Origin of the sequence: Catellatospora aurea, from assembly GCF_042663325.1 — a bacterium.
GTDB classification, from domain to species: Bacteria; Actinomycetota; Actinomycetes; order Mycobacteriales; family Micromonosporaceae; genus Catellatospora; species Catellatospora aurea.
Window position 1 is genome coordinate 51,149 of record NZ_JBHTAC010000030.1, and the last position, 23,518, is coordinate 74,666.

Consider the following 23,518-nt stretch of genomic DNA (forward strand, 5'->3'; position numbering starts at 1 on the left):
CGCCCCTGCCGCACAGCTGTGGCCCCCCGTGGGGCGCGGCTCATTCGGCCGGGCCGCCCTTGCCGATCCGGTCGTACACGGCGGGCTGCGACGAGCGCAGCACCAGGCCCCAGGCCGCGCCGAGCACGACGGCGACACCGACCAGGCCGGGCAGGATGTAGCGCAGCGGCGAGTCCGCCTCGGCGCCCAGCATCGCGTCGGAGTTGACGATCGTCATGACGGTGATCGCGCCGAGGGCGAGGGTGGCCAGGACCGGGGCGATGGTGCGCTGCCAGAGCGTCTCTGCGCCGCGGTGGCGGTTGAGGTACGCGAGCACGGCGACCGACGTGCCGACCATCAGCACCAGCAGGCCGACGGCGGAGACGTAGGACAGCCAGGTGAACAGCTCCAGCACCGGGTCGCGGTCGAGCGCGGCGAACACGGCCACGACGACGACGGCCAGGATGGTCTGCAGCAGCGAGCCGACGAACGGCGCGGAGGTGCGCCGGCCGGTGCGGGCCAGCGAGGCGGGCAGCACCTTCTCGCGTCCGGCGGCGAACAGGTACCGGGCGACGGTGTTGTGGAACGACAGCAGTGCCGCGAACACGCTGGTGAGCAGGAGCAGGTTCGCGATGTTGGCGACGGTGTCGCCGAAGTGCGCGCCCATCAGCGAGAACGGCAGGCCCGCGGCGGGGTCCTGGGCCTGGGCGACGACGTTGTCGGGGCCCGCGCCGACGGTCAGCGCCCACGCCGACAGCGCGTACAGCACGCCGGTGATGGCGATGGCCGTGTACAGGGCGCGGGCCACCGTGCGGCGGGGGTCCTTGGCCTCCTCGGCGTAGTCGCCGGCGCTTTCGAAGCCCGCGAACGCGGCCACGGTGAAGGCGAGCACGCCGCCGATGGCGGGGCCGAACAGGTTGCCCGGGTCGAGGCCGTCGAAGGTGATCGAGCCGCCGGCGGGGTTGGCGAACGAGCCGATGTCGAACAGGACGACCGCGGCGACCTCGGCGATGAGCAGCACGGCGAGGACCTTGGCGTTGAGGTCGACGCGCAGCAGGCCCAGGATCGCGACCAGGGCGAGCGCGGCCAGTGCCCATACCCACCAGTGCCACGCCGGGCCGCCGTTGGCCTCGACGAATCCGCCGAGCGCGGCGCCGAACAGGCCGTAGAGGCCGATCTGGATGGCGTTGTAGGCCAGCAGGGCCACGAACGAGGCGCCGACCCCCAGCGCCCCGCCGAGCCCCTGCGACACGTACGCGTAGAACACGCCGGCGTTGACGACGTGGCGGCTCATCGCGGCGTAGCCGACGGCGAACAGCGCGAGCGCGGCGGCGACGATCGGGAACGCCAGCGGCACCCCGACCGAGCCGGTGACGGCGAACGTGGCGACGACGCCGCCGGCGAGCACGGTCATCGGCGCGCTGGCGGAGACGGTGAAGAAGACCAGTGAGCTGGTGCTGAGCCGGCGGCGGGCGAGGCCGAGGTCGGCGGGGGCGAGCATGGGCGGTAAGGGGGAGGACGCGCCCGAGGGGATTGCAGATCCCCGTGTCTGTTCAGAGGTGGTCATGGGTCCTCTAGTCCTGGGTTCGGGGTGAACGGTCGGTGCATAGTAATGCGTGCAGGTACATGGCTCAATGTGCGTTACACATTGTTAATGAAGTATGTCACCCTCGATGCGTAGGCTGTTGAACGGATCGGCGTACTCCACTAGCCTTTCCAATTTGCACAGACGAAGGCATGCGCTGTGGCATGCCAGGACACCCTCCGGCGCGCAGTGAACATCATCTAGGACCCTCATGTCGACTCTCCCCGTCTCCGACCGGTTCGCCGTGGCCGACGAGCTCTTCCTCATCGGCCACCATGAGTACACCGGCAAGAAGCACGCGGGGGACGAGCAGTTCGGTCTCGGCCTGGCCGCCGCCGTGCTGATCGAGCTCGGCTGGCAGCGCGCGATCGCCCTGGACGAGGGCGCGGTCGTCGTGCGCACCACGCCCACGTTCACCGGCGACCCGGTCCTCGACCACGTGCTCGGCAAGGTCGCCGCGCAGGAACCCGTCACGCACCCGGCCGCGTCGTGGATCGACTACCTGCGCGAGGACCTGTACGCGCTGGTCGCCGAGCGGCTCAAGCGCCAGGCGGTGATCGAGGAGGTGCAGCGCGGCATGCTCGGCCGGCAGAGTCGCCTGGTCGCGGTCAACCCGTTCGTGGCCGCCCGGCCGCGCTCGCTGATGCTCGGTGTGCTGCGCGACCCGCCGGGCCGCCGCCAGCCGCCCGCCAACCCGCACTACGCGGTGCTGGCGGGCCTGGTCGCGGCGATGGAGATGTGGGAGGCGATCCCGACGGTCAGCCCGGACGAGGCGGCCTACAACGCGGCGCTGCTGCTCGACCGGATGCACCCGGCCGAGCAGGCGATCATCAAGGGCGTCACCACGACGAAGGCCGCCCTGGCCCGTCGGGTGCGTCGCTGACGGCGGCCGCCGTCAGGCTGCGCTCGGCGTCGGCGAGCAGTCCAGATACCACTCGCCGAAGGCGGCCGGCTGCCCGAGCTCGTTCTCCACGAAGAGCATGTCGTCCCGGTCGCAGCTGCCGTCGTGCCAGACGGTCCCGGCGGCGGGCCCGCTCACCGCGAGCCGGATCGGCGGCCGGGCGACACACGGCGGAATTCGGTCAATACCTTCGTTCCACGGTTGTACGATTTGCCCGGTTGGCCCGGCTACCGCCCCGGGGCCGGGCCGACCTTTCGCGATCGGGTTCGCGAAGCACGTGCCCTCAGCCATGCCGGCCGACGTGCGCGGCTGAGGGCACCGCTCAGCCCGTCCGGGAGAAGCGGGCTGGGGTGGCCGGTCCGGTGGGACGCCACCACCGGACCGGCCGCAAGAGCTGATCGTGCGCGGTCAAGCGGTGCGGTCAGCACGCCCGCGGCGGTGGCGCATCGCCCTGCCGTGTGCTTCGGCGAGGTGACGCTGGGAGTATGCCTTGTAATACCACGGGTACTCATAGACCCGATGGTCGGCGGACTCGAACAGGTCGGCCGCCTGCTCCCACATTCCGGCTTCGCAGAGTGCGAATGCGAGAAGGCTGCGATCGTGCAGCGCCAGGGCGTGGGTGTGCGGGCCCTCGGACTGCCAGCGGCGCAGCACAGCGGCCAGGTCGTCGCGCACGTCCGACCGCTTCCAGAAGGTGGCGGCCTGCTCGTTCTCCACCAGCGCGTATTCGATGTGCGCCTGAATGATCTGCACCACCAGCGGGGAGCCGGCAGGCGCGCTGTCGGTGACGTCGCGGGCGAACGCGTACATCTGCTCATGCGAGCCCTGCCATTTGGCGCACAGATACTGCAGGGCGGCGTTGTGCCCCAGCCGATCGTGGGGTGCGCACGCGCGGAGGCCGTCCCACCGGCGGGTGAACTCGGTGAGTCCTTCCTGCTGTCCGACGGCGAGCCACAGTGCGGCCACCCAGGCGACCGGCTCGTCCGGGTCGGCGGCCAGCGCGCGGGCGGACGCCTGCTCGGCCTCGCCGAGGATGCGATGGAACTGCCGGAACGCCTCCGCGGGGGTGTACCTGGCAAACCTGCCGCCACGGGCCAGCCAGGCACGCTGCACGAGCGTCCAGCTCTGCAGCGTCAGTGCCTCGGGCGCATCAGGCTCGTCGGCGAGCCACTTGTCGAGCCAGCGGCCGTCGGCGGCCGCAGCGGCGGCGAAGGTGTTGAACTGAGTGCCTCGCCGATCGGCGTCGAGCTCCTGGCGGAGCAGGCGGGCGACGGGCCGCCAATCGCCGCCGGCGTCGGCCAGGTCCCGCACGGCGGCGAGTTCGGCGTCATCCATGGCGAGATCGGTGACGGTGGTGACCTGCGGTCGCCGTGACAGAAGACGATCGAGGAGGGACATGGCCAGAGGTTAGAGCAAGATCCTGCCGTGGTGGGCCCGCCCGCCCGACCGGCCGATACGCAGGCTTGCACTAATGCGTGGAAGGGCCGGCCGATGCCGCGAGCGCGCGGCTGCGCCGGTCCCACCACCAGGCGAAGTAGCGGGCGGACAGCCCGTGGATCAGGATGCTCAGGCTGATCACGACGACGACCACGTCGGCGACCCAGTCCGCGTCCAGGCCCGACAGCTGCTCCAGGGCGATGATGCCCAGCACCATGCTGTCGAGCCCGCGCGGCCCCCAGAACCCCAGCGCCCAGCGCTCGCGCCACGGCACGTGGCTGCCCAGCAGCGACAGCGCCACCGGCACCATCCTGATCAGGGTCAGCGACAGGAACGCGTACACGAACACCCGCCAGTCCAGGCCGTCCATGAACGCGGGCACGACCAGCGACCCGAACACGAACCACACCGCCGCCGACAGCACCATCGCGGTGTCCGACACGGTCTGCAGCGCCGCGTGCGGCATGTGCGGGGCGGTCGCGCGGGCGGCCAGCCCGGCCACGAACGCGGCGACGAACCCGTTGCCGTGCAGCACCTCGCCCATCGCGAACGCGGTGATCGCGAGCGCGAGCAGGCCGACCCGGTCGGCCTCCGGGGTGCTCCAGCCGCGCTCGCGGGCCATCGAGAGCATCCTGGCTCCGCCGAATCCGACGATCAGGCCCGCGACCAGCGCGATGAGCAGTTCCAGCAGGACGCTCTCCAGGTCCGTGCTGGCGACGGCCCCGGCGAGCAGCAGCAGGACCAGCGGTGCGGCGAGGCCGTCGTCGAGGCCGCTGACGACGGTGATGGTATGGCGCATGCCGGAGGGCAGGCGCCGGTCGTGCAGCAGCGGCAGGATCGGGGTGGAGTCGGTGGCGGCGAGCACGGCGGCGCAGATGGCGCAGACCCACCAGCCGGCGCCGGGCAGCAGCGGGACGCCGGCGGCGAAGCCGAGCAGGACGGTCAGCGGGAACGCGATGAACAGCATGCGCATGGGTACGCGGCCGGTCTCGCGCAGCCATTGCACGCTGATCTCGGTGGCGTCGGTGAACAGGACCAGGGCGAGGGTGATCTCGATGAGGTGCCGGACGATGGGTCCGGTGACCTCGATGTTGACCAGGGGATTGCTGCCGTTGGTGAGGATGAGGCCGGCGGCGGCCATGGCGATGGGCACGGTGACGCTGTAGCGCTGGGCCGGTCGGGCGAGCACGGCCCAGATGACCAGGACCAGGCCGAGCATCAGTACGGCGAGCACGGGCGACTCCTCACCCTGCCCATTCTGGCGGTTTTAGTCCGTTTCGTGGTGGGAAGTCGGTGAGGACCCGCGGCTGCCGCGCTCAGCCGTCGGTGCGCGACGGTGTCGGGCCGGTGTACCCGCTGCTCCACCGGAAGCGGTGCGGCGGCTGGGCGTACTCCTCGATCGCGTGCGCGATCCACCCCGCGGTCCGGGCGATGGCGAAGACGACCTCGGTCGCGTCCGGACCCATGCCGGTGGCGTGGGCCAGCGCGGCCACCGCGAAGTCGATGTTCGGTCGCGTGGGCGCGGTCGCCACGAGGTCGTCGAGGGTCGCCCGCAGGTCGTCCGGCATGGGTGTCAGGTCGAGCAGGGCGGCGGCCCGGGGGTCGCCCTCGGCGTACAGCGCCTGCCCGAATCCGGGCAGGCGGCCGACCCGCAGCTGCTCGGCCACCGCCGCGGCAGCGCCGTCGCGCCGGGCCGCCTCGATCATCCGGAACACCCTCGCGCCGAGTGCGCCGTGCATCGGGCCGTCCAGCGCGCCGAGGCCCGCCGACACCGCCGCGTAGGGGTTGGCCCGCGTCGAGGCGGCGACGCGTACGGCGATGGTCGACGCGGCCAGGTCGTGGTCGGCGAGCAGGACGAGGGCCGCGTTCAGGGCCCGCAGGCCGGCCGCGTCGGTGGGTGCGGCGGTCAGCCGTGACCAGAGCCGGGCGGCGAGCGTGCCGTCGGCGGGTGCGCCCTGCGCGGGCAGCGCGTCGACCATCGTGGACAGCAGACCCGGCGCCTGCGCCGCGACCGTGTCCGGGGCGAGGTCGAACCGCAGCGGATCCATCGCGGCCGCGACGGCGACCACGACGGGCAGCCGGTCGAACAGGCGGGCGTGCGGCGGGAGATGCCCGCTCGCCTCGCGTGCCCGCCGCAGGCTCTCCGGCGGTGCCTCGAATCTCGGCGCACCCATCCGGCCGGTCCAGAGCCAGTCGGCGACCTGCTCGAACGGGGTGCCGGTCAGGTCGGCGGCGGCACGGCCCCGATAGAACAGCCGCCCGTACGCGATCAAGGTGATCGCCGTGCGCATCGCCGGGGCGGCGTCGCGGTCGGGCCGGGTGGCCTGGTTGCGCGAGGCGAGCCGTTCGACGTCGGACAGGCGGTACCGGCTGATCCGCTCGCCGGGAACCTTGACCCTGGTCAACAGTCCGCGGCTCACGTACGCGTAGATCGTCTCGGGCTTGATGCGCAGGCGCTGTGCGACCTCTGCGGTGGTGAGCAGCTGTTCCTCGGCCATGTGGGCATGGTCTCACATTGACTGAATCAACGTTGACCAGCGGTCGACCGCGGGACGAGTCTGCTGCCATGACTGACACCGTCACCGTCCCGCGCGGGCTCGCCGGAGTGGTGGTCACCGACACCACGATCGGCCACGTCCGCGGCCTCGAAGGCTTCTACCACTACCGGCAGTACTCGGCGATCGACCTCGCCGGTCGCCGGACGCTCGAAGACGTCTGGGCGCTGCTGATCGACGGCTCGCTGCCGTCCGACCCGGCCGCGCTGCCGGCGGAGGTCGCGCCGCTGCGGCACCTGCCCGACGCGGTCGCGGCGGCGCTGCCCGCGATCGCCGCCGCCGCGTCGGCAGTGGACCCGATGGGCGGGCTGCGGGCAGCCCTGGCCGTGGCCGGGCTGGCCGCGGGGGCGCGCCCGCTCTATGACACGTCGGCCGCCGAGCGCCGCGTCCAGGCGATGCGCCTGTGCGCGATGACTCCCACGCTGCTGGCCGCGCTGTACCGGCTGCGCCTCGGGCTGGAGCCGGTCGCCCCGCGCGACGACCTGCCGCACGCCGCGAACTACCTCTACGTGATCACCGGTCGGGAACCGTCCGACGTGCACGCCCGCGCGATCGAGCAGTACCTCATCGCGACCGTCGACCACGGCTTCAACGCCTCCACCTTCACCGCCCGGGTCATCGCCTCCACCGGCGCCGACCTGTACGCATGCATCGGTGGGGCGCTCGGCGCGCTGTCCGGACCGCTGCACGGCGGGGCGCCCAGCCGGGCGCTGGACACCCTGGACGCGATCGGCTCGGTGGACCGCGCCGACGACTGGCTGCGCGCCCGCATCCTGTCGGGCGAGCGGATCATGGGGTTCGGGCATCCGATCTACCGCACCGAGGACCCCCGGTCGCGCCTGCTGCGGGGCATCGCCCGCCAGCTCGGCGGCGACCTCGTCGACTTCGCGGTCTCGGTCGAAGCGCGCGTGCTGGCGCTGCTGGCCGAGCTCAAGCCCGGCCGTGAGCTGCACACCAACGTCGAGTACTACGCGGGTGTGGTGATGGAGCTCTGCGGGCTGCCACGGGAGATGTTCACTCCGACGTTCGCCGTCAGCCGCGTCATCGGCTGGTGCGCCAACGTGCTGGAGCAGGCCGAAGACTCGAAGATCATCCGCCCGGACTCGCGGTACGTGGGGGAGGTGCCGCCGCAGCCCGTTCCTTGAGCAGAGGCCGGGGCCCTGCGGGCGGGCGTGACGTCGGGTCGTGTCCTCCGTGGGGCTCGTTCATTGGTTCGGCTTTACAACCAATATTCATGGGTGTCACCATGTCGGGCACGTGCCGACCGGCCCGGATGGTCCTGGAGAACAGCTACTTCGACAACGTCAAGGACCCGTACTACCCCGACTCGACCGCGCAGCTGCGCCAGAGCGGCAGCATCTGCGTCAGCTGCACCGGCAAGCAGCAGACCCTCGGGTCGGCGTTCACGCCGAGCAGCTTCTACTCCTACACCCTCGACGCGGCCGCCGACGTGCCTAACCTGCTGCGCACGTACGCCGGACCGCAGGCCAACATCGACTGAGCCCGGACCGGACCGGCCGGCGCCGCCCTACACGGTGCCGGCCGGCCCACCGCTCCCGCCGGTGGGTCAGCCGGTCACCCGCCACAGGGTCAGGCCGCCGGCATCGCCCGGGCACACGACGATCCGCGGCGCGAACCCGCACCGGCTCACGAGCACGGCCACGGGCAGCTGGGTCAGCTCGACGCCGCCCGGGGTCAGCCACCCGACCTGCCGGGGGTTCCTGCCCCGGATCAGCACCGTCACCGACGTGGCCGAGCCCATGTGCAGGTCCCAGTCCGTGAGGTCGGCCAGCGGCCGGGCGGTCGCCGCGTCGAGCAGCGCGAGGACCGGCAGCCCGTTCCCGCGCGGCTGCGGCCCTGCCACCAGCAGCCCGAGCGGTGTCGGCACGACGCTGCTGCCGTTGGGGAAGCTTCGGCGCTCCTCGCCGGTGGCCTTGTCGACGATCGCGACCGTTGTCGTGTCGGCCTCGTCGGTCGTCGGCAGCGTCGATGTGCACCAGTGCGCGCCGCAGTCCGCGCGGAACACGTACGGTGCGGTGAGCGCGACGGGTGCGAGGTCGGCGGTGGTGTACCGGGCAGTCGTCTTCACGCCGCCGAGCGCCGTCTCGAGGGTCAGCTCGTCGCCGAGGACGTTCAGGTCGGTCGGCACGGCCCCGTGCAGGTCCAGCCGTTGCCGGCGCAGCACCGTCCCGTCGCGCAGGTCACGCTCGGTCAGCTCGCCGTCGCGCCCGAGCGTCCAGATCGGTATCGGACCCGGGCCGGCGACGGTGGCCGAGAAGTCGATCGCCGGCAGCACCTCCCGCATGTCCCAGCGCGGCTGCCCGGTGCGCAGGTCCCGGACCGTGACCTGCATCGAGGTCCGGTCCTGGCCGGTCGACCATATCGCGACGGCCACCTCACCGAGCGCGGTCACCGGCAGCCCGTCCTGCCAGCGGATCACCCCGGCGACGACGTCGATCGCGTAGGTGGTCCGGGCGCCCGTGGCCCGGTCCTGCATCTCCGTCAGGATCACGCCGGGCACCGCCGCGGTGGACGTCATGCCGCTGCCCGCCGCCCCGGGCAGTGGCATGCTCCAGGCCTGTGCGCCGTCGTCGAGCCGGTATCCGGCGAGCCGGTCCGCGTCGCGTACCAGCAGCAGATCGTCGACGATCTGGAAGTCGCCCTGTGCGGTGAACGCGATGGCGGCCAGTTCGCGCAGCAGGCGTGCGGGCACCGCACCGCCGAGCGCCAGCACCAGGACGGCCGCGACGGCGGCGGCGACCGGCCGCAGCATGCGGCGCGTGCCGGGATTGTCGCGTTCGGACGGCTGCTGCCGCCAGCCCGCGCCGAGGTCGATCGCCGCGGTCGTGGTCGAGGCCGGCTGCTGGTACACGATCACCGCTTCCTGGTCTAAGGGCCATCCGTCCTTGCCTGGGTGGTGAACGCCATGGCGGGCATCGTCGGTTGTCGCCGCCGGGGTCAGCGCGGCGGCCCTGAACACGGTTGAATGCCGCAGCGGCGACGGCGCTGGGCAAGCTCGGCGGGTCCGTGGCCCGGGAACGGCTCGCGGCGCATGAATTCGACCCGCACGGCGCGGTCCGCTCCGCGGCGGCGGCCGCCCTGCGGATCATGCGGTGGCCGGTCCCGTCGCGTCGACGTCCGAACGCCATCGACACTTGGCGTCGCAGCAGGCGACCGAGATCCAACGCAAGCTAAGGCGCAGCGGGTGTCGGACTTGTTCGGGAACGTGTGCGGTCGCGGAGGAACCAATGCGCGGCGACCAGTGGGATGACGCCGACGGGATACCAGGCGACATCAACGGGATCGAACTGGGCGCCCAGCAGCTGGCGCGCGAACCAGCTGCGTTGGGAGATTGCCTCAGGTATGGGAGTGAGCTGCGCGAACTCGATGAACCAGCAGTATGCGATCGCGGCGCTGCCGGCCGACCAGGGGGAGATCCGCGGCCAAATGAAGATCACTATCGTGTAGACGATGGCCGCGGACAGGGCGGCGCCTGAGTACTGTTCGATGGGACCGTCCATCGTGGCGCGGAAGGCGAAGGCCGCGCCTGCGAAGCCGGCCGCCGATACCGCCATCGACAGCCGAATCCACCGCACAGCGAGCGACATCGCGCAATCATAAGTAGCACGCGGCCAAGACGGCAGCTGGTCTGGTGATCGCCTACGCGCTGGGAGGCGCGGCTGGACGGCCACACCGACTGGGCGTTCGCCGTCGCGGGCGGACGGCCGACCCGCTCGCTGTCAACGTGGGTCGTAGCGGCACGTGTTGCCGGTGCGCACGGTCCGGTCGAGGTGCGTGGCCAGTTCGGGCAGCGCCTCGCGGATACGGGTGATCGCGTCGCGGATACGGGCGGTCACCGCCTTGCGGGCCCGCTCGGCCGCCGACGCGCCCAGGGGCCGGCTGCCGCCGTCCGGGCGGGTGGCCTGGCGCAGCTGGGTCAGCAGCTGCTCGCGCTCGTCGGTCGCGGCGTGCCGGCGGCCGAGGTCGTGGTCGTCGTCCGCGTCGGCGATCTCCTGGTCCAATGCCGCCAGCCGTCGCCGGTAGGCGGCCAGCGCCGTGCGGTCCAGCACCGGATCGGCCCGGTCGGCGCCGGCCGCGGCGGCTCCGGCCAGAGCGAGCGCGGGGTGGTCGACGCCCGGCGCGGCGAGCAGCGCGGCGAGGTCGTGCAGCCCTTTGCAGTCGCGCAGGAACACGGTCCGGCCACGGTATGCGGCCTGCCACATGTCGCCGATCCGCTGCAGCGTCACCTCGCCGTCACGCTGCCGCGGCGGGGGCTGCTTCCGGGGCTGCGTGTCGAGGGCGGCGAGCGCCGCGTGCGACTCGGCGTGCCAGCCGCGGGCACCGAGGCGGCGGTGGAGTTCGGCGGCGCGGCCCAGCCACTGCCGGGCCGGGACGTGCTCGCCGAGGGCCGCGTGCAGCGACCCGATCCGGTGGGCGTGCGCGCCCATGAAGGCGACCAGTGCCGCGTTGACGGCGCAGGTCTCCGACAGCGGCAGCAGGTCGCCGAGCAGCTGCCGGCACAGTGGACGGTCGTCGAGGGCGACGGCGGCGGTGGCGAGTTCGCCGACGAACACCGACCACAGGTAGGACCGGTCGGTGCGCCAGTCCGGCAGCGCGAGCACGGTGTCCAGTTCGCGTCTGGCGAGGTCGAGTTCGCCCGCGCGGGCATAGAAGCCGGCGGCCACGGCGTGGGCGTGCGCCGGTGCGCCGACCCACCAGGAGACGGCTTCGGCGGCGGTGTCGCGCAGTTGTGCCGCGTCGCCGCGGGCCCGGACTATCTCGAGGCGCTGCGACATGCGGACGTTGCCGGCGTCGGCGTCGCCGACGGCTTCGCCCAGCGCGGCGGCTTCGGCGCTGAGCCGTTCGCCGCCGGCCAGGTCGCCGTCGAGCAGGGCGAGCGCTGCGCGGCGGATGTGCAGGTTGTAGTCGTGGCGGGGCTGGCGCAGCTGCCGGGCGGCGTGGTCGTAGGCGTGCAGGGTCGCCCGGAAGGCGGGGTTGGCGGTCTCCAGCTGCGCGGTCGCGGTGAGCAGCAGCGCCTGGGCATGGCGTTCGGGGTCGCGGGCCTGCCGGGACAGCTCGCCGATCTCGGCGGCGATCTCGGCCCGGCGGGTCGCGGTGCCCGGTGTCCACAGCACGTCGTGCTGGGCGAGCAGACAGCCGGCGAGCGTGGCCGGGTCGCCGACGTGGCGGGCGACGGCGATGGCGTGTTCGGCCAGCGGTGCGGCGCGGGGCCGGTCCGCGGGCACGGAGTGCTGCAGCTGCCGGGCCAGCGCGGCGGTGACCTGGGCTTCGGTGGCGGTGGCGGTGCCGGCGAGGGCGTGGTGGGCCTGTTCGAGGCGGTCGACCAGGTCGGTGCGGGGCATGGCGAAGCGGGCGCCGATGCGGTCGATGCCCAGCGCGACCGCGCCGATCAGGTCGGGTTCGCCGGTGTGCCGGGCGCGCTGCCATGCGGTGTCGAGCAGGTCGCGTGCCGTTGCGGGGTCGCCGGCGCGCAGGCGGTGGTCGGCTTCGGCGGTGAGCAGTTCGACATGTTCGGTTTCGCTGAGGGTGGCGCCGCTGCCCAGGGCGGCGGCGCGGACACGGCCGAGGTGGGCTGCGGCGTCGGTGAACGCGTACCGCTGCGCGTCGGCCTGCGCGGCGCGGCGGGCCCACAGCAGTGCCGGGGTGATGGTGTGCGGCAGGGCGGCGGTGCAGTGGTGGGCGATCTCGGCCGCGAACACGGTCCCGCCGCGCTCGTGCCGGCGCTGTAACGCTGCCGCGAACCGGGCGTGCAGGTGCAGGCGCTGCGCGGTGGACATCGCCGAGTAGATCGATTCGCGGTAGAGGTCGTGGGTGAAGCGGGTCCCGTCGCCGTCGGCAGTCAGGATGCCGGCGGCGGTGGCCTGTTCGGTCAGTTCCGTGATGCGGGCGGGCGGCTGTTCGGTGACCTCGGCGAGCACGTCGGGCAGCAGCGCGCCGGTGCCGACCGTGGCGGCCTCGACCAGGCGGGCGCAGTCGGTCGACAGCCGGGAGGTGCGTCGCGCGATGACCTCCCGTACCGCGGCGGGTACGGTGCCGACCGCGGGGCCGTCGGACAGCAGCCGGCTGAGTTCGGCTGCGAAGAACGGGTGTCCGCCGCTGCGTTCGTGTACGACCGGGGCCCACCGGTCGGCCGCGTCAGCCCCGGCGAGGGCCTGGACCAGCTCGGTGATCTCCTGAGGGGACAGGCCGCGCAGCGGCAGCCGTTCGGCGGTCAGCGCCACGGCGGCCATCGTGGCGGCGGCGGGGGCGGCGAGTTCGTCCGGGCGGTAGGCGGCCAGCAGCAGCAGCGCGCCCGGATAGGTCATGCCGGTGAGGAAGCGCAGCAGTTCCAGGCTGGCGTCGTCGGTCCACTGGAGGTCGTCGAGGACGACCACCACGGGTCCCTGCCGGACGGCTGCCGCCAGTGTGCGGGCGACTGCGTCGAACACGCGCAGCCGGCCGCCGGCGGCGTCGCCGCCCGCAGGTTCCGCGTCGAGCAGGCCCGCCGCGGCCGCCGGTCCTGCCTGCGGACCGGGGTTGTCGAGGCAGCGCAGCACCTGGGTCCACGGCCAGTACGCGGGTGCCTGCTCGCCGTTCCAGCAGGTGCCCCACGCCGTGCGGAAACCTGCGGTGGCAGCGTCGGCGGTGAACCTGGCCAGCAGCGCGGTCTTGCCGATCCCGGCCTCGCCGCTGACGAGTACCAGCACGGGCCGCCGCCAGCCGGAGCCACCGGTCGCGGCCAGCGCGGCCGCGAGGCGGGACAGGGCGTCTTGGCGGCCGACGAAGGTGGACACCCGGGCATTGTCGCGCAGCTTCGGCGTCCGGTCGGCAAAGTGCCAGGCGATTTCTGGCGGTCGCGGGTGCCGTTCTGGCGCGTACCGGGTGACAGGAACAGACCGGCAGAAGATTTCCGGAGGGCGGTAGCCGTGACGACCACGTTCGACCCGCAGGTGTACAAGTCCACCACCCGGCAGCAGTGGCAGGACGCCGCTGAGGCCTGGCACCGGTGGGGGCCGCTCATCGAGGACTGGCTCGGTGCGGCCACGCGACAGATGCTCGACGCGGCGGGGATCACCGCCGGCAGCCGGGTTCTCGACGTGGCCGCCGGGGCGGGCGGGCAGACGCTGGCCGCCGCGCACCGTGCCGGGCCGGGCGGGCACGTGCTGGCCACCGACATCTCGCCGGCGATCCTGGCGTACGCGGAGCGCTCCGCGCGTGAGGCGGGGCTGTCCAACGTGGCGGTCCTCGAACTGGACGGGGAGCGCCTGGACGTGCCCGAGGCGTCGTTCGACGCGGTCATCTCCCGGGTCGGGCTGATCTACTTCCCGGATCAGCAGGCGGCGCTGGCGGGGATGCGTAACGCGCTGCGGCCGGGGGGCAGGGTCGCCGCGGTCGTCTACGCCGGCGCGGACCGCAACGGCTTCTTCTCGGTGCCCGTCGGGATCATCCGGCGTCGGGCGGCGCTGCCGCCGCCGCTGCCGGGCCAGCCGGGACCGTTCAGTCTCGGCGCGCCGGGGGCGGCGCAGGACGCGTTCGCCCGTGCCGGGTTCCATGACATCACCGTCGAGGCGGTCGACTCGCCGGTGCGGCTGCCGTCCGCGGCCGACTGCGTCCGGTTCGAGCGGGAGTCGTTCGGGGCCCTGCATCAGATGCTGGCCGGGCTGTCGCCGGCGGAGCGGGACGAGGCCTGGGCGGAGATCACTGCCGAGTTGGCGGCGTTCGAGGGCCCGGAAGGCTTCGTCGGGCCCTGCGAGATGCTCGTGGTTTCGGCGACCCGCTGACGGTCGCGCCCCTTGGCCCGCCCGGTTTCCCAGCCTGCTGGGCTTGCTGGGGCGGGCCAGTGGGGCGGACCGGTTGCCGAGATGACCTGGTCGCCGAGTGTGTATACCGACAGTAATGAATAATGCGTGGTGAACAAGGGTCTTCCCAACTGAGTGGTCAGTCAGTCAAACTCTCTGCGTGACGCATGACGTGATCATCATCGGTGGCGGGCACAACGGACTGGTCGCCGCGGCGTACCTCGCACGCGCCGGGCGGCGGGTGGTCGTGCTGGAACGCCGCCACACCGTCGGCGGAGCCGCGGTGTCCGAGCGCCCGTTCGGCCCCGACTTCCTGGTCACCTCCCTGTCGTACGTGGTCAGCCTGCTCCCGCCGGACATGGTGGCCGACCTGCGCCTGGCCGAGCACGGCTACCACGTGTACGAGCAGGGCCCCTACTTCGCGCCCCGCCGCGACGGCCGCCACCTGCACCTGGCCTCCGACCCGCAGCACCGCCACGAGGAGATCTCCAAGTTCTCCAAAGCCGACGCCGACGCCTACGAGCGCTGGGAGTCCTGGCTCGGCGGCCTCGGCGCGAAGGTCGGCCCGCTGCTGGACGCGATCCCGCCGAAGCTCGGCAGCAAGCGCCCCGGCGACCTGCTCGGCCAGGCGGCGCTACTCAAGACGCTGCGCGACATCGACGTCCGGGCCGCGTTCGACCTGACCCGGCTGTTCACCGCCAGCGTCGCCGACCTGGTCGAGGACCGGTTCGAATCCGACGCCATGCGCGGCCTGCTGTCGGTGTCGGGCGTCATCGGCACCTGGGGCGGCCCGCGCAGCGCCGGAACCGCGTTCGTGACCCTGCACCACCACCTGGACCAGACCGGCGGCCAGTCCGCGGCGTGGGGCTTCCCGCGCGGCGGCATGGGCGGGGTCACCGCCGCGATGGCCGCCTCCGCCCGCTCGTTCGGCGCGGAGATCCGCACCGAGACCGCCGTGGCCCGCATCGACACCACCGGAGGCCGGGTCACCGGCGTGACCCTGGAGTCTGGCGAGCAGCTCACCGCCCCGACGGTGATCACGACCGCGCATCCGAAGATCTCGTTCCTGCGGCTGATGGACCGCGCCGACCTGCCCGGCGACTTCGTCGCCGACATCGAGTCGTGGCAGACGCGCTCCGGCACCGTGAAGGTCAACTTCGCGGTGGACCGGCTGCCGACGTTCGCCGGCCACCCCGAGTTCGACCCGGCGGTGTACGGCGGCACGATCGTGCTGTCGGAGTCCCTCGACGACGTCGAGACCGCGTTCCAGGAAGCCGCCGCCGGCCGGGCGGCGACGCTGCCGTTCGCCGACGTGTGCATCCCGTCGGTGTTCGACCCGAGCCTGGCCCCAGGCTCTGACACGAGCGATGTCACCCGGCGCAAGCACGTGGTCAGCATGTTCACCCAGTGGGTGCCGCACACCTGGGCCGCGCAGCCGCACACCGCCGAACTGGACGCCTACGCCGACCGCCTCGTCGCGCGGATGGAGGCCGTCGCGCCCGGGTTCACCGACTCGGTCATCGGCCGCCAGATCATCGGCCCGCACGAGATGGAGCACGAGTACGGCCTGGTCGGCGGCAACATCTTCCACGGCGAGCTGACCCCGGGGCAGATGTTCCACTGCCGCCCGGCGGCCGGCTACGCGGATCTGCGTACCCCGATCAAGGGCCTCTACCAGGCCGGTTCCGCTACTCACGGGGGTGGCGGAGTCACCGGTATCCCGGGCCGCAACGTGGTCCGGCAGGTCATGCGCGACACCGGCCGCCGGGGCCGGCGATGACCGCCGCGCCGCTGCCCGCCGACGGCCTCGACGCGGCGCTGCGGCCGTTCGGGACCTCCCGGATGCTGCCGGTGCAGGCCTACACCGACCCGGCGGTCCTGGCGTGGGAGCGGCGGCACCTGTTCGCCGGGTCGTGGACGTGCCTGGGGCGGCGGGCGCAGCTGGCCGCGGGCGGCAACCAGCACGCCGTGACCGTCGGCGACGTCGCGGTCGTGCTCACCGTCACCGACCCGGGGGTACGGGCGTTCGCGAACGTGTGCCGCCACCGCGGCCACGAACTGCTGCCCGACGGCGGCACCTGCGAGCGCCGGGCGATCGTGTGCCCGTACCACGGCTGGTCCTACGACCTCGACGGCGCGCTCAAGACCGCGCCGCGCATGGGCGACGACTTCCCCGCCAGACAGTTCGGCCTGGTCGAGCTGCCCGCCGTCGACTGGCACGGCTGGGTGTTCGTCAACGCCACCGGCACCGCGATGCCGTTCGACCAGCACCTGGGCACCCTCGACGCGCTGGTCGCGCCGTACGCGCCGGGGAAGCTGACCGTCAAGGCCGTGCACCGCTACGAGGTCGCCGCGAACTGGAAGGTCATCGCCGAGAACTACCACGAGTGCTACCACTGCCCGCTGATCCACCCGGAGCTGTGCGCGGTCACCCCGCCGAACTCCGGCGACAACTGGCACGAGCCCGGCCACTGGCTCGGCGGGTCCATGGAACTGCGCGAACACGCCGAGACGATGTCCCTCGACGGGCGCTCGCAGGGGGTGATGCTCGACGGCGTCGACCGGCGCACCGTGCGCTACCTGGGCCTGTTCCCGAACGTGCTGCTGTCGCTGCACCCCGACTACGTCATGGCGCACCGGATGACCCCGCTCGCCCCGGACCGCACCGAGGTCGAGTGCCTGTGGCTGTTCGACGACACCGTCACCGACCCGTCGTACGCGGTCGACTTCTGGGACGTCACGAACCGGCAGGACTGGGCGGCCTGCGAGTCGGTGCAGCGCGGCCTGGCCTCGCCGCACTACCAGCCGGGGCCGCTCGCCCCGAACGAGACCGCCATCTACGACTGGGTCACGTTGCTGGCGCGGGCCTACCGCGATCCCTCGGGGGTGCTCGGCCGCTCGGCGCCCGACGCAGCGTAACCGCTCGTCGGGAACCGGATCACCGCCGCAGGGCCGTGCCGAGGCCGACTCCGGATGCTGTCCGACGGCTACGACAGAGCTAATCGAGCCAGCAGATGATCGCGTCGCCATCCTTGGCCGCCAGCGCGAAGAACTGCTTGACCTCGGGCAGGCAGTGGGCCGTCCAGGTCAGCTCGCCGGGCCGGTCCCAGATGTCGGGGTAGATCTCGGCCTCCACCAGTTCTGCCTGGTCGACGTCGCGGATCAGGTCGTCCTCGGTGATGTCGGCGAGTTCGGCGGCCGCGGCGGCGACCTGCTCGGGCGTGAGGTAACGCGGCGGCCCGTAACCCCAGTCGACCTCCCAGGCGAGAAAGCCGTGCTCGTTGACGACCTCACCGACCGATTCGTCGATGAACTGCTCGGCCCCGGACACGATCGGAATCCTGAGGCCGCGCCGGAACAGCAGGTAGTCCAGGGAGTGCCACGCTTTGCCGGTGCTGTGCGCCCGGTCTGCGTCCTCGGACAGGTCCTGGGCGTGGGCATAGGCCCAGTCGAGGTCGTCCTTGGCGCGCGCCAGTTCGGTGGGCGTCACCCGCAGCCAGTTGCCGTTGATGCTCACCGGCGCAGCGTAGATCACACAGCGGCGGCCAGGTCACGGTGCTGAGCCGTGAACACCCGTGCCGCAGCTACTGGGCGGACGCCGTGGCGCAGGTGCTCAGGATCTGTAGCCGTGCCGAGATTTATGGGTCAGGCCGTCAAGGCCGTCTGCCCCGGCGGCCACGTGACCTTGATGTGTACGATCCCGGCCGTGACCGCCACCCCATCCCCTCGGACCGGTGATCAGCGCGCGGTGCTGAGCCTCGCCGTCATCGTGATCACCATCGGCGCGACGATCTGGCTCAGCGCATTGGCCGACGAGGTCCCGCTGCTGCGCGACGCCTACCAGCGCCTGCAGAGCACCGGATACGTGCTGCTGACCGTGCTCGCGGTCGCCACGCTCGCCAGCGCGGCGCTGCACCCGTTCTGGGCGCGCAAGGCGGGACGATCGGTGCGGCTGGGCTGGGTCAACGCCGCCCTGGTGCTGGCGTACACCGTGCTGGTCGGGCTGCTGGCCTGGTATGTCGGCCCGGAGGTCCCCGCGCACGTCAGCAGCGGACGCGGCGGCGGCCCCAAGGGCAGCTACCTGGCGTGGCTGATCGCGGTACTGCCCGCGCTCGCCGTCGTCGGCTGGGCCGGCTGGCTGTTCCCGCCGCTGCCCGAGGAGAGCGCCGCCGCAGCTGCGCTCGAGGCGGAAGGCCGGGTTCTGCAGCCGGCCCGGCCGCGCCGGTTCTACCGCACGGTGCTCGGCACCGCGGCCGTGTGCTGGGCGCTCGGTGTCCTGCCGTTCGTCTTCCTGATCCTGGCCGTGGTCGTGGCCTAGGCCTGCCCGCGCCGGCGGCCGCTGCCGGGTGAGTCCGGTGTGCACGGCAGTCGACGCAGGGCAGGTCGGGGCGCGACGACAGCGTCGGCGGCCGATCTGCCGCCGACGCTGTCGTGGGCGCTGTCTACTGGGCGGCTTGCTCCCTCCGGCGGATCCGGCGCCGCAGCGACCACGTCCCGGCGGCTGCCAGCAGCAACGGCCCCCCGCAGGCACCGAGCGTCAGCCACAGGAACAGGTTCGGCGGCCCGTAGGTCGCCGGTTCCGCCGGGCGCAACGGGTCCGCCAGCCGGTCCGTGGCGATCTCGATCGCCGACACACCGGCGGGCAGGCTGAGCAGCCGCGACGGCGTCGCCCGGCCCAGCGTGAACACCTCGACGCCCCTGTCGACCTGCACCACGAGCTGGTCCGGCGCACGCCAGCCCTGCACCCGGACGGCGACGTCGGCGGGCAGCGGCGCGAACGCCCCACCGGTGACCGTGGCCCCGGTCTCCACGTCGACGACCCGGATCTCGGTCGGGCTCGTCGGCTGGCCGCAGCCGACACAGGCGGTGCGGCGCACCATCGCCAGCAGCCGACCGTCGGGGCTCCACGCCGTGCTGTCGCCCAGCCGCCAGCCGTCACGGGGCCAGGCGACCGGCATGCCGCCCGCCACGGGATAGACCTCGACGCCATCGCGGTGCTCGACGGCGAAACGCGACCCGTCCGGTGACAGGGCCGCCGTGGCGCCGCCACCTGGTTCCGCATACGGGATGGTGCGCAATACCTGCCCCGTCGCCCGATCGACCACCTGCCAGCCGATCTGCGAACCGTCGGCCGGATCGGTCGCCGCACGGGCGACGCGCCGGCCGTCGGCGGACCACGCACGGGCGACGGGCCCGGCGACCGGTTCTCCGGTGACGAGGTCGAACACGCCGTAGCCGCTCGCCGACAGCAGCCGGCCGTCCGGCGACAGGACCGGCCACGTGCTGGCCAGCTCCTCGTGCACCAGCTGTTCCAGCGGGTCGCTGAACACGTCGAGCACGCGGTAGCGGTCGCCGTCGGCGGCCAGCATGACCACCCGGCCCTCCTCCAGGTTGCCGTGCGTGGCCCGGCCGCTGTACACCAGCGCGACCGGACCCGGCGGCGACTGCCGCAGTTCCGCCGCCGACCACCACTGGTCCGGCGCGGCCAGCCGGTCGGGCAGGCCGACCCTGCCCCGCGGCTCGCCCCACAGCGCGGTGCCGGGCGGCGCGGCCAGTATCAGCAGCGTTCCGACCACTGCGGCCGTGACCAGGCGGCGCACCAGCGACCGGCGTGGCAGGTCCCGCCACAGCACGGCCAGCAGCACCAGCAGCACCGCCAGCAGCGCCCAGCCCAGCGGGCCGCCCAGGCCCGCGCCGACCAGCCCCGGCAGCGCGGGCGGGGCAGCGGCCTCGACCGAGGCTGGACCGCTGCCATGCACGATCTCCAGGCCGATGCCGGCGACCGTGACCGCGAGCAGCCCCGTCCCAGCCAAGCGGCGGCGGCGTGCACTGCGGCGTGAGCGGACGAAAAAGCCCTCCGGCAGTGCCGGCGGCGGCTCCGTCTCGGCGATGGCGCGCAGCTGTTCACGCAGGCTCATCGGGTCACCACCTTCTCGTCGTGGCCGGTCGCGCTCACGCCGTCCGGGTCGCTGAGCAGGCCGGCGAGCTCGGGTGCGAGCCGGCGCATCCGTCCCAGGGCGTGCCGGGTCTGGCTTTTGACCGTGCCGGGCGTGACGCCGAGCAGGCGGGCGGTCTCCTCCTCGGTGCAGTCCTCGTAGTAGCGCAGCACCAGGACCGCGCGCTGTTTGGCGGTGAGCCGGCGCAGGGCCTGCGCCAGCACGATCCGGACCTCCGGTTCGCCGGAGGTCGCGGACGGCTCGGGGGTCGCGTCGACGAGCACCTCCGGGATCCGCCGCTGCCGCCTGCGCCACCAGGACACCGCCTGGGTGTAGAGGACCTTGCGCACGTAGGCCTCGGGCCGGTCCAGCCGGTCCCAGCGCACCGCGGTGCGTTCCAGTGCCGTCTGCAGCAGGTCCTCGGCGTGGTGCCGGTCGCCGGTCAGCAGGTACGCCGCGTGCCACAGCGACGCCGTCCGGGCCCGGACGAATTCTTCGAACCGGACCGCCCGGTCGTCTGGTGTGCCCGGTTCGGGCAGCGTCCAGTCATCGCGCATCTCGCCACTCCATGGTCAGGTGGACGCCCGCGGTGCCGAGTCCGGGGGGAACCGGAGCGTACTTTTCTGGACCACGATCGGTCCGCGGGCGTGCCGGAAGAGTGGTGTTCGAGGTTCCGGTGGTTACAGGGGCTGTACGTTGCCGATCCTCAGACCGGCAGCGGAAACGAATCCAGCGGTGGTGACTGCACGAAGCCGGCTTCGCCGGCCGGCCCATAGGCCCGTTGCCGGGGGTGCCGCGGTACCCGCTGGCGGCGGGCACCGCGGGTCGCGGTTTCGTCAGACGACCTCGCGGCCGACGCTGCCGCGGACCATCGCCGACCACTCGGCGTCGGCGTCGATGTCGGCCCGCCGGGGTTCGGTGAGCACGACGACGTTGCCGTCGGGGTCGGTCAGGGTCAGGTCGTCGCTGCGCCACGGCGTGGGGGCCGGTCCTTCGGCGGTGCCGCCGCCTGCCGCGGCCAGCTCCGCGGCACGCAGCCGCAGGTCGTCGCCGCCGGCCGCCATCGTGACCCGTCCGGTGGCGGCCGGTACTCCCCGGGCCGGCACGAGCAGGATGTCCTGGTATCGCTGCCGTCGCAGGTGGACCAGCGTCGTCGACCCGCCGGGGCCGGGCATGGCCGCGAGGACCACGAACCCGGCGGCTTCGTACCACCTGGTCGTGGCGGGCAGGTCGGCGGCTTCGAACTTCACGAATGCGGGCATCGGGTAGATGTCGCGGTCGACGTTCGGTGCGGGCCGGGTGGCGGGCTGCGTGGTCATGGCATTCTCCTGTCGTTGGTGAACCGAGATGCCTCGACGGTGCCGCCTCCCGCCACGTCAGGGTCAAACCCATTCGCTGACGGGTGACCTCGGTAGGCGATACCGCCTGAACGGTCCTACCCTCCAAACATGGGGCAAAAGCACCCAATAGCCTTTGTGGAGGGCGGGATCATGCACGCCGACGACCTTCGTCCACGGCGGACGCGGCGCAGGGCGCTGCCGGCCGTGGTCCTCGCCGCCACATTGATCGCCACCCCCGCCGCCGCGCAGGCCACCCCCGACCCGTCGACCGGCCCCGCCGCCACGGTCCTGCCACCGGCCGCGACCGCCGACCCCGGGCCCTGCCCGCCGCTGACCCGCTTCCGGCCACGGAACTTCGGCGACCCCGCCGACCTCGACAACCCCCACCAGCCGCTGCCGGCCGGCACCGAGATCACCCTGCAGGCCGTCGCCAACGACGGCGGCGCGCTGCTCCCGCACGTGATCGTGCTCACCGCCACCGACCTCGTCAAGAACATCGACGGCGTCTGGACCCGGGTGCTCTGGCAGCACGAATGGCGCGACGGGGTCGCCGTCGAATCCGCGCTCGTCTTCCAGGCCCAGGACGACCACGGCAACATCTGGCAGCTGGGGGAGTACCCGGAGCTGGTGGACAACGAGCTGCCCGCCGGCGCGCCCGAGACCTGGATCGCCGGTGTCGCAGGCGCACGGGCGGGGATCGTCGTGCCCGGCGACCCGGACCGCGACGAGCCGCCGTACCTGCGCGCCGAGGCGCCCGCGGTCGGGCTGCTGCAATGCGGGCTGGTCATCCGGACCTCCGCCGACGAGGTCTGTGCCCCCGCCATCTGCTACGACGACGTCCTGGTCGTCGAGGAGTTCAGCCCGCTGCTCGCCCCGCCGGTACGCCGCTCGTACGTGCCCGGCATCGGCCTGGTCGCCGCAGCGCAGGCCAACTCCGACGGCGAGACCCTGTTCCTGTCCGGCAGGCGCAGCCTCACCGTCGCCGAGCGGCTCGCCGCCGACTGGGAGGCGGTGCAGCTGGAGGACCGGGCGTACGAGACGAGCGAGGTCTACGCCGAGACCACACCGCTGCGCTTCGACGCGGGCGACGACGACGCCGCCGCGGTGCGCCGCCTGATGGCCGACCGGCTGCGCCACTGAGCTTCACCGAGGCAGCGGCGCCGCGACCCAGCGCGGCGCCGCTGCGTTTCTCCCGCCGGCGCGTCAGGCGGTCGCGACCTGCGGGGTCACCGCGGCGGCCCGGTTCGACACGCCTTTGACCAGCAGGTAGCCGACCATCCAGAGCTCGCCGACGGTCGCGGGCACGACGAGCACGGTGACCGCGACGGGCAGGTCGGGGACGAGCACGGCGGCCAGGACGCTGAGGATGTAGCCGACGCCGCCGGTGATGAGGATCCAGCCCAGCGGGCGGGGCATGTAGCCGGAACGGATGGCCAGCCATCCCATCGGCATGAGCCACAGGCCGAAGAACAGGCCGCCGAGGGTGAACGCGGCACCGCTGAGGTCGTAGAGCAGCAGGGCCTGGGCGGCCGATGCCGGGTCCGCACGCAGGGCGGTGTCGAGTGCGGTGGTCGTGCACATCGCGGAGATGAGGACGATCACGGAGTTGACGAGGCCGAACGCGGCGATGGACCCGGCGGCGACGGGTGAGGTGGGGCGGAAGAGTCGCCAGAACCAGACGGCGGTGGCGGCCTGGGTGAGGACCATGGCGATGTCGGCGACGATGCCGAGGCGGGCGAGGCCTTGATGGGCGATGAGGTTCGCGGCGGTGCGGGCGGCGTCGTCGGGTACGTAGAGCTGCTCGCGGATGAGCAGGAAGCCGATGAAGCCGGCGACGGCGAGACCTAGGTAGGCCAGGCCGGTGATGCGGGCGGTGCGTTTCACGTCTGTCATGGGGCACCTCCAGGGATGGGTGGGCGCGGGTCATGGCTGCTCGGGCACGGTGATGAGCGGACCGTCGAGCCCGCGTGTCTAAAATCTTTGACA

General features: G+C 72.9%; 21 protein-coding genes. 8 read left to right on the top strand and 13 right to left on the bottom strand.

Translation table 11 applies throughout. The features are described 5' to 3' along the window. Positions 1–40: 40 nt before the first annotated feature. A complete protein-coding gene (locus ACFQO7_RS25240) occupies positions 41–1,480 on the bottom strand; it encodes an APC family permease (RefSeq protein WP_376808690.1) in 1,440 nt (479 codons plus the stop codon). Positions 1,481–1,775: 295 nt separating this feature from the next. Here ACFQO7_RS25240 and ACFQO7_RS25245 point away from each other — a divergent pair, with 295 nt between their 5' ends. Beyond that, positions 1,776–2,447 (top strand): GOLPH3/VPS74 family protein, encoded by a 672-nt coding sequence (locus ACFQO7_RS25245; RefSeq protein WP_376808691.1) that lies wholly within the window; start codon positions 1,776–1,778, stop codon positions 2,445–2,447. A 12-nt stretch (positions 2,448–2,459) separates the two neighbouring features. Here the strand turns inward: ACFQO7_RS25245 and ACFQO7_RS25250 are convergent, their stop codons facing one another. From ACFQO7_RS25250 to ACFQO7_RS25265, 4 genes are all read right to left on the bottom strand, one after another. Continuing rightward, a complete protein-coding gene (locus ACFQO7_RS25250) occupies positions 2,460–2,603 on the bottom strand; it encodes a hypothetical protein (RefSeq protein ID WP_376808692.1) in 144 nt (47 codons plus the stop codon). 270 nt (positions 2,604–2,873) lie between these two features. Further along, the gene (locus tag ACFQO7_RS25255) at positions 2,874–3,863 is read right to left on the bottom strand and encodes a hypothetical protein (protein ID WP_376808693.1); all 990 of its coding nucleotides are present in this window, start codon (positions 3,861–3,863) and stop codon (positions 2,874–2,876) included. A gap of 70 nt (positions 3,864–3,933) precedes the next feature. Continuing rightward, the gene (locus ACFQO7_RS25260) at positions 3,934–5,136 is read right to left on the bottom strand and encodes a cation:proton antiporter domain-containing protein (protein WP_376808694.1); all 1,203 of its coding nucleotides are present in this window, start codon (positions 5,134–5,136) and stop codon (positions 3,934–3,936) included. A gap of 82 nt (positions 5,137–5,218) precedes the next feature. Then, complete coding sequence (locus ACFQO7_RS25265) at positions 5,219–6,400, bottom strand: citrate/2-methylcitrate synthase (RefSeq protein WP_376808695.1); 1,182 nt, start codon at positions 6,398–6,400, stop codon at positions 5,219–5,221. 68 nt (positions 6,401–6,468) lie between these two features. On the opposite strand from ACFQO7_RS25265, the gene ACFQO7_RS25270 reads away from it, so the two are divergent. Both ACFQO7_RS25270 and ACFQO7_RS25275 read left to right on the top strand, forming a co-directional pair. Then, a complete protein-coding gene (locus ACFQO7_RS25270; protein ID WP_376808696.1) occupies positions 6,469–7,602 on the top strand; it encodes a citrate synthase in 1,134 nt (377 codons plus the stop codon). 89 nt (positions 7,603–7,691) lie between these two features. After that, positions 7,692–7,958, top strand: a complete 267-nt coding sequence (locus ACFQO7_RS25275; RefSeq protein WP_376808697.1) for a hypothetical protein — start codon at positions 7,692–7,694, stop codon at positions 7,956–7,958. 66 nt (positions 7,959–8,024) lie between these two features. On the opposite strand, the gene ACFQO7_RS25280 is transcribed toward ACFQO7_RS25275, so the two are convergent. The 3 genes from ACFQO7_RS25280 to ACFQO7_RS25290 all read right to left on the bottom strand — a co-directional run bounded on the left by ACFQO7_RS25280 (position 8,025) and on the right by ACFQO7_RS25290 (position 13,251). Continuing rightward, complete coding sequence (locus ACFQO7_RS25280) at positions 8,025–9,329, bottom strand: hypothetical protein (protein ID WP_376808698.1); 1,305 nt, start codon at positions 9,327–9,329, stop codon at positions 8,025–8,027. A 319-nt stretch (positions 9,330–9,648) separates the two neighbouring features. Then, the gene (locus tag ACFQO7_RS25285) at positions 9,649–10,065 is read right to left on the bottom strand and encodes a ribosomal maturation YjgA family protein (RefSeq protein ID WP_376808699.1); all 417 of its coding nucleotides are present in this window, start codon (positions 10,063–10,065) and stop codon (positions 9,649–9,651) included. 132 nt (positions 10,066–10,197) lie between these two features. Continuing rightward, a complete protein-coding gene (locus tag ACFQO7_RS25290) occupies positions 10,198–13,251 on the bottom strand; it encodes an ATP-binding protein (RefSeq protein ID WP_376808700.1) in 3,054 nt (1,017 codons plus the stop codon). A gap of 132 nt (positions 13,252–13,383) precedes the next feature. Between ACFQO7_RS25290 and ACFQO7_RS25295 the strand changes: the two genes are divergently transcribed. The 3 genes from ACFQO7_RS25295 (at position 13,384) to ACFQO7_RS25305 (ending at position 17,175) form a co-directional block, all read left to right on the top strand. Beyond that, positions 13,384–14,238, top strand: coding sequence for a class I SAM-dependent methyltransferase (locus ACFQO7_RS25295; RefSeq protein ID WP_376808701.1), 855 nt, complete (start codon positions 13,384–13,386; stop codon positions 14,236–14,238). Between the two features lie 178 nt (positions 14,239–14,416). Then, positions 14,417–16,036 (top strand): phytoene desaturase family protein, encoded by a 1,620-nt coding sequence (locus ACFQO7_RS25300; RefSeq protein ID WP_376808702.1) that lies wholly within the window; start codon positions 14,417–14,419, stop codon positions 16,034–16,036. Next, positions 16,033–17,175 carry an aromatic ring-hydroxylating oxygenase subunit alpha gene (locus ACFQO7_RS25305; protein WP_376808703.1) on the top strand — a complete coding sequence of 381 codons (1,143 nt, stop codon included), beginning with the start codon at positions 16,033–16,035 and terminating at the stop codon, positions 17,173–17,175. The genes ACFQO7_RS25300 and ACFQO7_RS25305 overlap by 4 nt, the downstream gene beginning before the upstream one ends. 79 nt (positions 17,176–17,254) lie before the next feature. Here the strand turns inward: ACFQO7_RS25305 and ACFQO7_RS25310 are convergent, their stop codons facing one another. Further along, positions 17,255–17,773, bottom strand: a complete 519-nt coding sequence (locus tag ACFQO7_RS25310; RefSeq protein ID WP_376808704.1) for a YfbM family protein — start codon at positions 17,771–17,773, stop codon at positions 17,255–17,257. A 189-nt stretch (positions 17,774–17,962) separates the two neighbouring features. On the opposite strand from ACFQO7_RS25310, the gene ACFQO7_RS25315 reads away from it, so the two are divergent. Further along, complete coding sequence (locus tag ACFQO7_RS25315; protein ID WP_376808705.1) at positions 17,963–18,574, top strand: hypothetical protein; 612 nt, start codon at positions 17,963–17,965, stop codon at positions 18,572–18,574. Positions 18,575–18,698: 124 nt separating this feature from the next. Here ACFQO7_RS25315 and ACFQO7_RS25320 read toward each other — a convergent pair whose 3' ends face one another. The 3 genes from ACFQO7_RS25320 to ACFQO7_RS25330 form a co-directional block, all read right to left on the bottom strand. After that, a complete protein-coding gene (locus tag ACFQO7_RS25320) occupies positions 18,699–20,174 on the bottom strand; it encodes a WD40 repeat domain-containing protein (RefSeq protein ID WP_376808706.1) in 1,476 nt (491 codons plus the stop codon). Next, a complete protein-coding gene (locus tag ACFQO7_RS25325) occupies positions 20,171–20,749 on the bottom strand; it encodes a SigE family RNA polymerase sigma factor (protein ID WP_376808707.1) in 579 nt (192 codons plus the stop codon). The genes ACFQO7_RS25320 and ACFQO7_RS25325 overlap by 4 nt, the downstream gene beginning before the upstream one ends. A 279-nt stretch (positions 20,750–21,028) precedes the next feature. Continuing rightward, a complete protein-coding gene (locus tag ACFQO7_RS25330; RefSeq protein WP_376808708.1) occupies positions 21,029–21,511 on the bottom strand; it encodes a hypothetical protein in 483 nt (160 codons plus the stop codon). Positions 21,512–21,682: 171 nt separating this feature from the next. Between ACFQO7_RS25330 and ACFQO7_RS25335 the strand changes: the two genes are divergently transcribed. Beyond that, complete coding sequence (locus ACFQO7_RS25335) at positions 21,683–22,672, top strand: hypothetical protein (protein ID WP_376808709.1); 990 nt, start codon at positions 21,683–21,685, stop codon at positions 22,670–22,672. A 63-nt stretch (positions 22,673–22,735) separates the two neighbouring features. Here the strand turns inward: ACFQO7_RS25335 and ACFQO7_RS25340 are convergent, their stop codons facing one another. Next, on the bottom strand, positions 22,736–23,425 hold the full coding sequence (locus ACFQO7_RS25340; RefSeq protein WP_376808710.1) for a DUF4386 domain-containing protein: 690 nt from the start codon (positions 23,423–23,425) through the stop codon (positions 22,736–22,738). Between the last annotated feature and the right edge of the window lie 93 nt (positions 23,426–23,518).